We start from the raw sequence: 774 nt of genomic DNA on the forward strand, positions 1-774 counted from the left end.
GGACAACGCTTATCGCCGCGACCATTAAAAGCGTGCTGCTGGGCGTAGTTGGTGTGGCTGCGATTCAAGCGCTATTGATCGGTGCTGGCTTCTTTGTGTTTGGCGTTCCTGCTGCTGGTTTGCTTACTCTGATTCTGATGATTTTGTGTATCGCTCAGCTTCCTGCGCTGCTTGCCGTATTGCCAGTGATTGGCTACATGTACATGACGCAAGACAGCACAACCGCGACCATGTTTACCGTGTGGGCGGTTGTCGGTGCGCTGTCTGAGAACTTACTAAAACCAATGTTTATGGGCCGTGGTGTAGACGTACCAATGCCTGTGATTCTGCTTGGGGCCATCGGCGGTATGCTTTTCTACGGTATCGTTGGCCTGTTCCTAGGTGCGGTTATTCTGGCGATTTGGTATGAGTTGTTCGTTTGGTGGTTGAGCATCGAGAAAGCACAACAGCAAGAAGAAATGGCTGAACTCAAAGAAGAAGGGGAACAAACAGAATCTGGACATGGTGCCGGTATTTAAATTACCAAGGTTATGCCTTCTCTTTTTGACCGAATAAAACAAACCGTTGCCCTGCAGCGGTTTGTTTCTATTTAACCTTAGCTCACAGTTTCATCGCAACGGATGAGATAAAAATGACGTTCTTGTTAAATTTTCATACTTCTTACACTTGAGAGTTGCAATCAAGTACTTAACGATGCAATCTCGTTGATCGCTATACCCAAAGAATTCCAAGATCCCCCTACATTTGAGCGACCGATCTTGACGAATTGGGACA

General features: G+C 46.8%; 1 protein-coding gene. It reads left to right on the forward strand.

From position 1 onward, the window contains the following. On the forward strand, window positions 1-518 hold a 518-nt coding region (locus tag R7Q46_RS26500; protein ID WP_318078130.1), incomplete at its 5' end, for an AI-2E family transporter. Window positions 519-774 lie beyond the last annotated feature (256 nt).

It is taken from the genome of Vibrio sp. 811 (genome assembly GCF_033339195.1).